The organism is Pseudomonas sp. GM24, assembly GCF_000282235.1.
Classification (GTDB): domain Bacteria; phylum Pseudomonadota; class Gammaproteobacteria; order Pseudomonadales; family Pseudomonadaceae; genus Aquipseudomonas.
This window is the reverse complement of record NZ_AKJR01000259.1, coordinates 1-9,719: the sequence shown is the minus strand read 5'-3', so window position 1 is coordinate 9,719 and position 9,719 is coordinate 1. Positions and strand designations below refer to the sequence as shown.

Sequence of the window (9,719 nt, the reverse complement as noted above, 5' to 3'; positions counted from 1 at the left end):
TTCGGCAGCTCCTACGCCGATCCCTTGTAGGAGTTGCCGAAGGCTGCGATCTTTTGATCTTCAGGCCCGGAATTGGCTCGGCGCCACGCCGCTCCAGCGCACAAAGGCATGGCGGAAACTGGCGGTCTCGCTGAACCCGAGCGTTTCGGCAATGCGATAGATCGGCAACTGATCCTCACACAACATCTGCTTGGCCCGCTCGAAACGCAGCTCATCGAGCAGTTCCTGATAGCTGCTGCCCATATCTTTCAAATGCCGGCGCAAGGTGCGTGGCGAACACTTCATCTGCTGCGCCAGACCTTCCAGTCCCGGTGCTGCATTCAGTTGCGCGCTGAGTAACTGTCGAATCCGCCCCAGCCACGCCTGACGCCCGGTGAACTCAAGATTCTGCTTTCGGCAACGTTCGGCCATGGCTTGGTGGGTGATGGCATCCGCCAACGGCAGCGGCTGGTCGAGCCAGTGCCGATCGAAGGCAAAGGCGTTGTCCTTCGCCGCGAAGTGCAACGGTGAGTTGAAGTGTTCGGCATAGCTGTCGCGATAGTCCGGCGCGGCGTGTTCGAAGCGCGTGGCGAGCAAAGGCAGCGGATGCCCGAGCAGGTCATCGCAAATGACTTTCAGCGACACCAGGCAGAACTCGGCGTTGAACACCGCCATCGCCGGGCTCTCGCGATAATCGGCAGCGACGAACCAGACGCGCTCGCCGTCGTCTTCCAGACTCAGTTCGAAAAGTGTTCCCAGCAGCGCCGGATAACGGATCGCCAGGCGCAAAGCGTCACCGAAGGTGGCACAGGTCAGCAGCGCGTAACCGAGGATTCCATAGCAGGACACGTGCATGCGCCGGCCCAGTTCTAGGCCGATATCGCGCTTGAGCGCGACGGCGTTGGCGCAGACCTGCATCTCCTGATTGGTGGTGATGCGCGTGTCGGCACGGCTGAGATCCGCCGCACTGATGCCGCTGCCGGCCAGCAATGCCTCGCTCGACAGGCCTTCGGCCTTGAAGGTGTTGAGGATCAGCGACACGGCGTTGAGGGTGGTGAGGTGGGAGTGGAGCATGGGATCTTCCAGCCTTGAGATGGCTGGATCGCAGCAAGTTGCATGCCGCAGCAGCCCCTCACCCCAGCCCTCTCCCAAAGGTAGAGGGGGCCGATTGGGGGATATTGGCGAGATACGCCGACCTGAAAAAACGCTGCCGAATCCATAATCGATAGTTTTTTTCAGGTCGGCGTATAGCGCAAGACACTAAGGTCAGTTCCCTCTCCCTCCGGGATAGGGATAGGGCTAGGGTGAGGGCCGATCCAGAGCCATGCTCAGAGTAGCTCACCACACAGATCCAGTTCGATCAGCCGACGCACTTCTTGAGTTTCAAGGCCTGCACCGAGTAACCCATGCAACTTGCCGAACGCCGCTTCACGGGTCATGCCACCACCGGACAATACGCCGACACCGCGCAAGCGACTGCCAGCCTCGTAAACATCCAGCTCGACGCCACCCTCATGGCATTGCGTCACTGCAATCACCACCACACCGTTATCCCGTGCGCGGCCAAGGCTTGCCAGAAACTCAGGGTTGTCGCTCGGCCCGGTACCGCTGCCGTAGCACTCCAGCACCAGACCTTGAATGCCGCTGTCGAGGAGGCCGTCGAGCACTTCGGCGCTGATGCCCGGGAACAGCGGCAGCACGGCAACTTTGGCCAGCTGTTTCGGCTGGTTGTAATTCAACGACGCTGGAATCGAAGAGGCTTTGACACCGCCGCCCTGACGCTCAAGTCGTTTGAACGGATGACGGCCGAAGCTGCGCACCTTCGCGCAACGGGTTGGCGCCAGCAGTTCACCGTGGAAGTACAGATGCACACCGGGCGCCAGGCCTTGGCCGAGGGCAACCAGTGCGCCACTGAGATTCTCCCAGGCATCGCTGTCAGTAACGCCAGCCGGCAACATTGAACCGGTGAAGCACACACGGGCATTCAGCCCCAGCAGCTGGAAGCTCATCGCTGCCGCGCTGTAGGCCAGCGTGTCGGTGCCGTGCAGGATCAGCACGCTGTCGCAGCCTTGCACGTCAACGGCATCGACCACCGCTTCACGCAGTTGCTGCCAGTAGGCCGGGGTCATGTTGGCGCTGTCGATCAGCGGCGACATCTCGCGAAAGCGCCACTGCGGTACGACGAGTTCAGGCTGGCTGTGCAGATAGTCGCGCATCCGCGCTTCGAAACCGGACGCCGGGGCCAGGCCATTGGCGCTGGCCTGCATGCCGATGGTGCCACCGGTGTAGAGCACCATGACGTGTTGGGCGGCGGGGTAGGTCGACGAATTCATGGGGATTCTCCGAAAGGATGAGGTCCTTATGGGAGCGAGCCTGCTGGCGATGGCGGTTCATCATTCAGCGTTGATGTTGGCTGAAAGACAGCTATCGCGAGCAGGCAAACTCCGACAAGTTATTGCACCACAATAACTGACGGGCGCAGGGGATGCGCCCGTCATTCACCTGTCAGCGTTGCGCTGCAGGCACGCCTTGCGGCTCGGCTTCAGTCTTGCCGACAGCGGCAGACGGATTGGTCGGCCAGGCTTTCAGGTCGAGGTCCAGATCAGCAAATTTGCTCGAGTCGAACACCGGCTGTTTGACGCCGGCGCGGCGTTGCGCATCGTAGTCGCGCATCACACGCATGCCGACCTTGAACAGCATGGCCAGGGCCACGAGGTTGACGAAGGCCAGGCAGGTCATGGTGATGTCGGCGAAGGCGAACACGGTCGACAGGTCCTGCATCGAACCCCATACCACCAGCGCCAGCACCAGGCCGCGGAAAATCATCAGCGCGGCGCGGTTGCGGGTGAGGAACTGCAGGCTGTTTTCGCCCAGGTAGTAGTTGTAGAGGATGCAGGTGAAGACGAACAGCGACAGCGCGACGCTGACGAACATGCGACCCCAGTCACCGACCACGGCGGCCAGCGAGTTCTGGGTCAGGACGATGCCGTCACCTTCGAAGCCCGGGGTGTAGAAGCCCGACAGCAGGATCAGCAGTGCAGTACAGGTGCAGATCACGAAAGTGTCGAGGAACACACTGAAGGCCTGAACCACGCCCTGCGCGCCCGGGTGTTTCACCGCAGCCACGGCAGCGACGTTCGGCGCACTGCCCAGGCCCGCTTCGTTGGCAAACACGCCACGCTTCACGCCCATGACGATGGCGCTGCCGAGCAGACCACCAAAGGCCGGATCGAGGCCGAAGGCGCTCTTGAAGATGGTTTCCAGCATGGCTGGTACGTGTTCGATCTGAGTACCGATCACGTACAGGGTCACGCCGATATAGGCGAGGGTCTTGATCGGTACCAGCAGGTCAGACACCGAAGCGATACGCTTGATGCCGCCGATGAAGGTAATGGCCAGCAGCACTGCCAGGACGATACCGGTGTGTTGCGGGTTGAATTCAAAGGCGTTCTGCAGCGAGTGGGTCACGGTGTAGGACTGCAGGCCAATGAAGGCGAAGCCGTAGGTGACCAGCAGCAGGACCGAGAACACTACCGCCATGCCTTTGAGCTTCAAGCCGTGCTGGATGTAGTAGGCCGGGCCACCACGGTACAGACCGTCGCCATCGGCGCGCTTGTAGACCTGGGCCAGGGTGCACTCGAAGAAGCTGCTGGACATGCCGACCAGTGCGGTCACCCACATCCAGAACACCGCACCTGGACCACCGAGTGTCACGGCGATGCCGACACCGGCGATGTTGCCCGCACCAACGCGGCCGGCAAGGCTGAGCATCAGGGCCTGGAACGAGCTGAGTTGCCCGGCGCTGCCCTTGAGGCTGTCGCGGAACACCGCGAACATGTGGAAGAAGTGACGCAATTGAACGAAACGCGAGCGAATCGTGAAGTAGCTACCGAGCCCGACAATGAGCACGATCAGTACTTTCCCTGAGAGGAAGTCGTTAATGACTTCGAGCATGGATTTTTCCTCGCTGTTTTTTGTGTGAGCAAATGCTGGAAGGTCGGAAACATCGCGTTACACCGGTTTGCGCGCGGCACAACAGGTGAGGCGAGGATTTCGTCCCGGATCCATTTCGCGGGTTTGTTATTAGTTCGGGTTTCACATGGGTTATGGCCTCGTTACCGACGACCGCTCATGCGAAGAGGGGCGGCACTATACCGATCAGTGGCGCGCCCGTCTGCACAGTCGTGGTGCAAGCGACGAAACGAGGCTTTGAAACACCCGGCGTTACCGGCGCCGGGCTTGTGCAGGAACTGCTCTTCTGTCAGAGCGAGCAATCCCCAGACATACGGGTCTCAGGGTCAGAAAGTTAAAAAAAAGGGCTTGGGGACTAAATCCCCAAGCCCTCAAAAGGTGAGAGGTGTCTAGTCCCTCGACCTGGTGAGCGGTGCTACAAGTAACGTGTCGGCTCAGGCTTTCAGCGGAACCAGACGCGGAGCAATCATGTTTTCCGGGCGCAGGATGTCGGCGAGCATGGCTTCGTCGAGCAGGCCTTCTTCGCGCACCAGTTCCAGCACGCCGCGGCCGCTTTCAAGAGCAAGACCGGCGATACGGGTGGCGTTTTTGTAGCCGATGTACGGGTTCAGAGCGGTAACCAGACCGATCGAGTGCTCGACCAGTTCACGGCAGCGCGCTTCGTTGGCGGTGATGCCGACGATGCAGTGCTCGCGCAGCATGTCCATGGCGCGTTGCAGCAGGCGGATCGAGTCGAAGATCTTGAAAGCGATCAGCGGCTCCATCACGTTAAGTTGCAGTTGGCCGCCTTCGGCTGCCATGGTCAGCGCCAGATCGTTACCAATTACTTGGAACGCCACCTGGTTAACCGCTTCCGGAATAACCGGGTTGACCTTGCCAGGCATGATCGAGCTGCCTGGCTGACGCGCTGGCAGGTTGATTTCGTTGATGCCGGTGCGTGGGCCGCTGGACAGCAGGCGCAGGTCGTTGCAGATCTTCGACAGCTTCACCGCGGTGCGCTTGAGCATGCCGGAGAACAGCACGAAGGCGCCCATGTCGGAAGTCGCTTCGATCAGGTCGGCCGCTGGAACCAGCGGTTGACCGCTGATCAGGGCCAGACGCTGTACCGCCAGCGCTTGATAACGCGGGTCGGCGTTGATGCCGGTACCGATCGCGGTGCCACCGAGGTTCACTTCAGTCAGCAGTTCCGGGGCCAGCGTCTTCAGACGGGCCAGGTCTTCGCCCATGGTGGTGGCGAAGGCACGGAATTCTTGACCCAAGGTCATCGGCACGGCGTCTTGCAGCTGGGTACGGCCCATTTTCAGGACGTGATCGAATTCTTTGCCCTTGGCGGCGAATGCCTGAATCAGGCTGTCGAGGCTGGCCAGCAGGGTGTCGTGACCGAGCAGCAAGCCCAGGCGGATCGCCGTCGGGTAAGCGTCGTTGGTCGACTGCGCCATGTTCACGTCGTCGTTCGGGTGCAGGTACTGGTACTCGCCTTTCTGGTGACCCATTGCTTCCAGCGCAATGTTGGCGATCACTTCGTTGGCGTTCATGTTGGTGGAGGTACCGGCGCCACCTTGAATCATGTCGACCACGAACTCTTCGTGGTAATCACCGCGGATCAATCGGGCACAGGCTTCGCTGATGGCAGCGTGCTTGGCTTCGCTCAGATGACCCAACTCGCGGTTGGCGTCAGCAGCGGCCTGTTTGACCATTGCCAGGCCGACAACCAGTTTCGGGTAATGCGAAATCGGAACGCCGGAGAGACGGAAGTTATTCACCGCTCGCAGGGTCTGGATGCCGTAATACGCTTGAGCCGGTACTTCGAGGGCGCCAAGCAGGTCGTTTTCTGTGCGGAAAGATGCAGCGGAGGACATGATAGAAATCATCTCGATATGGACCCGGTCTGTGCCGGAACGCTGCGAATGCTAGGCTTGTAGGAAATTTTGGGCCAATGCTGTTCAGCACTGCCCTATGCACATTCGGCATAATGCCCGTGTGACGCCGCGTGCGCGGCAGACGTGTGACCTGTTTTGGTGCGTGTCCGGGAGGACGTGATGAATCTGGAAAGCAAATGGCTCGAGGACTTCAGTGCTCTGGCCGCCACCCGTAGCTTTTCGCAGGCGGCCGAGCGACGCTTCGTGACCCAGCCGGCCTTCAGTCGGCGGATCCGCAGTCTGGAGGCTGCGCTGGGGCTGACCCTGGTCAATCGCTCGCGCACGCCGGTTGAACTGACGGCGGCGGGGCAGTTGTTTCTAGTGACCGCACGCACCGTGGTCGAACAGCTCGGTGAAGTGCTGCGTCATCTGCATCATCTGGAAGGCGGGCAGGGCGAAGTGATGCAGGTCGCGGCGGCGCACTCGCTGGCGCTGGGTTTCTTTCCGCGCTGGATCGCACAACTACGTAATGAAGGTTTGAACATCGCCACGCGCTTGGTCGCCACCAACGTCGGTGACGCGGTGCATGCGTTGCGTGAAGGTGGTTGCGATCTGATGCTGGCGTTCTACGACCCGGACGCGGCGATGCAGATGGACCCGGAGATTTTCCCGTCGCTGCATTTGGGCCAGACCGAGATGTTGCCGGTGTGCGCGGCGGATGCTGATGGCAAGCCGCTGTTCGATCTGGAAGGTGATGCCAGCGTGCCGTTGCTGGCGTACAGCGCCGGAGCGTTTCTCGGGCGCTCGGTGAATGGATTGCTGCGTCAGCGGCAGTTGCGCTTTACCACTATTTACGAAACCGCGATGGCTGACAGTCTGAAGAGCATGGCGTTGGAAGGTCTCGGGATTGCCTGGGTGCCACAGCTGAGCGTGCGCGCGGAATTGGCCCGTGGCGAACTGGTGGTCTGCGGTGGCCCGCAATGGCATGTGCCGCTGGAGATTCGCTTGTACCGCTGCGCTCTAGTGCGCAAAGCCAACGTGCGCCTGCTGTGGCGAAAGCTCGAAGGCGGCGCTGCGCAAGCCTCCTGAAAAGATCGCAGCCTTCGGCAGCTCCTACATTGGAATGCATATCCCTGTAGGAGCTGCCGAAGGCTGCGATCTTTTGCTTTTAATGATTGTGTCTGGCGCACTTATAACCTGCCAATAAGTCAATTTTCGTCATTGCCAAGCCCGACTAAGATGCTCCGGTATTTTTCCCTCCGGAGTGTGTATTCATGACATCCCTGTCGGCTGCGGTGCCCATCGCTGCGGCCAGCCCGGCGACGGCGGCCGCGCCACCGGTGTTCGGGGCGCGGATCATCATTGGCCTGGTCGGCGTGCTGCTGGCGGTGCTGGTGTCGGGCCTCAACGAGATGGTCACCAAGGTGGCCCTGGCCGACATCCGTGGCGGGTTGCACATCGGTTACGACGAAGGCACCTGGCTGGTCGCCAGCTACACCGCCACCTCGGTCGCGGCCATGGCCTTCGCGCCGTGGTGTTCGGTGACCTTCTCGCTGCGCCGCTTCACCCTTTGCGCGATCGGTCTGTTCACCTTGCTTGGCGTGCTGTGCCCGTTTGCACCGAACTACGAAAGTCTGCTGCTGATGCGCACTTTGCAGGGGCTGGCCGGCGGTGCGCTGCCACCGATGCTGATGACCGTCGCCCTGCGCTTTTTGCCGGCGAATATCAAACTCTACGGTCTGGCCGGCTACGCACTGACGGCGACATTCGGCCCCGGCCTCGGCACGCCGCTGGCCGGGTTGTGGACTGAATACGTCGGCTGGCAGTGGACGTTCTGGCAAATCATCGTGCCTTGTCTGATCGCCATGACGATGGTCGCATGGGGCATCCCGCAGGACCCGCTGCGTTTGGAGCGCCTCAAGTCGTTCAACTGGAAAGGCCTGCTGCTGGGTTTTCCAGCGATCTGCATGCTGGTGATCGGTTTGCTGCAAGGTAATCGGCTGGACTGGTTCGAGTCGAGCCTGATCTGCGGATTGCTCGGCGCCGGTTCGCTGCTGCTGGTGGCGTTTCTGATCAACGAGTGGTCGCAGCCGATTCCGTTTTTCAAATTGCAGATGCTCGGTATCCGCAACCTGTCGTTCGCCTTGATGACCTTGGCCGGTGTGCTGATAGTTCTGCAGGCGGTGGTGTTGATTCCGTCGAGTTATCTGGCGCAGGTGCAGGGTTATCGCCCGGCGCAGACCGCACCGATCATGCTGATCGCCGCTTTGCCGCAACTGATTGCGCTGCCGTTGGTGGCAGCGTTGTGCAACCTGCGCTGGGTCGATTGCCGCTGGGTGCTTGGCATGGGTTTGAGCATGTTGACGCTGTCCTGCCTGGGCGGATCGCTGCTGACTTCAGAATGGATTCGCGACAATTTCTACGTCCTGCAATGGCTGCAGATCTTCGGTCAGCCGATGTCGGTGTTGCCGCTGTTGATGTTGTCCACCGGCAGTATCCAGCCGCAGGACGGGCCGTTCGCCTCCGCGTGGTTCAACACGGTGAAAGGCTTGGCGGCCGTGGTCGCTACCGGGGTGATCGAAGCGCTGACCACCGCGCGCCTGCATTTCCATTCGACCATGCTGGTCGACAGCCTCGGCAATTCGCCGCTGGCCGACCGCAGCGATCCGGGCCTCGCCCATCGCCTGCACGAACAGGCCGTGGTGCTGACTTCTTCCGATCTCTATGTGTGCATGGCCGGCGTCGCGGTGGCGTTGATCCTGCTGATTTTCTGGCTGCCGACGCGGATCTTTCCGCCGCGCGCGCCGACCTGATCGCTGTACTGAAACAGAAGGTTTTTATGACGACTCAAGCAAAGCAAAAACTCGCGGTGACCATCGCCGCCGCACTGGCAGTCGGCGTGCTGGTTTACCTGGCGCTGCCCGGCGTGTTTGGCAAACGTACTCAGCAAAACACCAACGACGCCTTTGTCTCCGCCGACTACACCCTGGTGGTGCCGCGTGTCGCCGGTTTCATCAAGGAAGTGCTGGTGGAAGACAACCAGCAAGTGAAGGCCGGTCAGTTGCTGGCGCTGATCGATGATCGCGATTTGCGCGCTTCAGCCGAGGCGGCGGATGCGCAAACCCTGGTCGCGCGGGCACAGTTGCAGAATGCCAAAGCGACGCTGGAGCGCCAGACTTCGGTAATTGCTCAGGCGCAAGCTGCGGTGGTCTCAGCCAAGGCTGAAATGGCTTTCGCTCAACAGGAATTGAATCGCTACAACCATCTCGCCGGCGTCGGCGCCGGTACTGTGCAAAACGCGCAACAGGCGCGCACGCGCATCGATCAGGCCACGGCTCATCTCGACACCGCCACGGCGAAGCTGGCGGCAGAGCGCAAGCAAGTCGACATCCTCACCGCTCAACGTGACGCCGCCGAAGGCAGTCTGAAACACGCGCAAGCGGCACTGGAAATCGCCAGTTTCGAACTTTCCTACACGCGCATCACCGCGCCGCAGGATGGCATGATCGGCGAGCGCGCCGTGCGCGTCGGCGCCTATGTGACGCCGGGCAGCAAGCTGCTCGCGGTTGTGCCGTTGCAGCGGGCTTATGTCGTGGCGAATTTTCAGGAGACGCAACTGACGGATGTGCAGCCGGGGCAAGAGGTGCAGGTGCGCGTCGACAGCCTTGGTGGTGAAGCCTTGAGCGGTCGCGTGGAAAGTATTGCGCCAGCCACAGGCGTGACCTTTGCGGCGGTGAAACCGGATAACGCCACGGGTAATTTCACCAAGGTGGTGCAGCGGATTCCGGTGAAGATCATGCTGGAACCGGGTCAGCCGCTCGCCGAGCGGTTGCGCGTGGGGATGTCGGTGGAGGCGAGTATTGATACGCGCAGTTCAGAGAAATCCGTGCGTGAGGTGACCCAGCGATG

The 9,719-nt window shown here is 61.0% G+C and carries 7 protein-coding genes; 3 read left to right on the top strand and 4 right to left on the bottom strand.

The features are described from left to right. Positions 1-60: 60 nt before the first annotated feature. The 4 genes from PMI23_RS25745 to aspA form a co-directional block, all read right to left on the bottom strand. Positions 61-1,053 (bottom strand): AraC family transcriptional regulator, encoded by a 993-nt coding sequence (locus PMI23_RS25745; RefSeq protein ID WP_007912099.1) that lies wholly within the window; start codon positions 1,051-1,053, stop codon positions 61-63. 254 nt (positions 1,054-1,307) lie between these two features. Further along, positions 1,308-2,312, bottom strand: a complete 1,005-nt coding sequence (locus PMI23_RS25740; RefSeq protein WP_007912100.1) for an asparaginase — start codon at positions 2,310-2,312, stop codon at positions 1,308-1,310. Between the two features lie 172 nt (positions 2,313-2,484). Beyond that, complete coding sequence (locus tag PMI23_RS25735) at positions 2,485-3,933, bottom strand: alanine/glycine:cation symporter family protein (protein WP_007912101.1); 1,449 nt, start codon at positions 3,931-3,933, stop codon at positions 2,485-2,487. Between the two features lie 452 nt (positions 3,934-4,385). Next, the gene (gene aspA / locus PMI23_RS25730; RefSeq protein WP_007912102.1) at positions 4,386-5,810 is read right to left on the bottom strand and encodes an aspartate ammonia-lyase; all 1,425 of its coding nucleotides are present in this window, start codon (positions 5,808-5,810) and stop codon (positions 4,386-4,388) included. Between the two features lie 180 nt (positions 5,811-5,990). Here aspA and PMI23_RS25725 point away from each other — a divergent pair, with 180 nt between their 5' ends. The 3 genes from PMI23_RS25725 to PMI23_RS25715 all read left to right on the top strand — a co-directional run. Then, entirely contained in the window at positions 5,991-6,899 is a 909-nt protein-coding gene (locus tag PMI23_RS25725) for a LysR substrate-binding domain-containing protein (protein ID WP_007912103.1), read from the top strand. Positions 6,900-7,084: 185 nt separating this feature from the next. Beyond that, a complete protein-coding gene (locus PMI23_RS25720) occupies positions 7,085-8,623 on the top strand; it encodes an MFS transporter (protein WP_007918322.1) in 1,539 nt (512 codons plus the stop codon). Positions 8,624-8,649: 26 nt separating this feature from the next. Continuing rightward, positions 8,650-9,719 (top strand): HlyD family secretion protein (locus PMI23_RS25715; RefSeq protein ID WP_007918323.1); only part of this gene is annotated, 1,070 nt, incomplete at its 3' end.